1 protein-coding gene is annotated in these 913 nt (G+C 65.9%); it reads left to right on the top strand.

Translation table 11 applies throughout. The features are described 5' to 3' along the window. Positions 1-913: T6SS phospholipase effector Tle1-like catalytic domain-containing protein (locus ABRZ26_RS25015; RefSeq protein ID WP_502880319.1), on the top strand; the 913-nt coding region annotated here is incomplete at both ends.

Here is a 913-nt window from a genome sequence, read left to right as displayed (position 1 = left end):
CGGCGCTGAACTGCGCGTTTTACCGGGCGGCCACCGATAGCCACGCCAACGCCGGCAGCCGGAAGGCGGCGGAAGCGGCGCGCGATGAAAGGCAGAAAAGCGCGGAGCGGGCGCGGCTCGACCTTATCGCCGACTACCCGAACCCGCGAGACCGGCCGCCGTTGCCGCCGGGTCCGAAAGACTTTGACCCGGATTTGGCGCAGACCCAGTTGCGCCAGGCGATGGAAGAGTTCGGCAATGACTACCGCAGCGAGTTCCGGCTGCACACCAGCGTCACGCAACTGGTGCTGGATACCCTGCCGCGCCACGCCATCTATCTGCTGAATCTGGAGGATGAGGCGCAGGAGTTCGACGACATGAAAAAGGCCGGAGATGGCCTGACGGCGCGCCTGTTTCCGCCGCAGGGGGAAGCGAGCAATGCGCAGACGCCGGTCGGGCTGCTGCGCGCCCTGTTCGACGACCAGGTGCATGATTCACGGGCGTGGTTTATGCACTCGACCTTTGGCAGCCGGGAGCCGTGGGGCGGGTATTTTCGTTACCGGATGATTTACTTCGCCGATGACACCAACAAGTCGGTATCGCCGCTGACGGTGGCGGGGGACGTGATAGGCGCGGCGACGGTGGTGAGCGGCGTGGTGTTTACCCTGAGGCGCAAGAAGCTGGGCGATAAACTGCTGGGGATAGCGGGGACGGCGGGGGCGCTGAAGCTGGAGGCGATAGCGGGAGACATTCTGAGCGGCAAGGCGTTGCCGATGCGGCCGGAGGCGGACGAACTGCGGGCATTTACCCGGGAACCGGGGACGGTTATCCGCGGGCAGCAGAAAGTGGCGCAGGAGAAACGGCTGGCTTACGCGCAGGAAAGGGCGGCGGCGGTGTGGGCGGCGCACGGCATTGCGCCGCTGGTACGCAATCC

The sequence above is a fragment of the Brenneria sp. L4-2C genome, assembly GCF_040240335.1.
Classification (GTDB): domain Bacteria; phylum Pseudomonadota; class Gammaproteobacteria; order Enterobacterales; family Enterobacteriaceae; genus Brenneria.
This window is presented reverse-complemented; position numbering and strand designations above follow the sequence as displayed.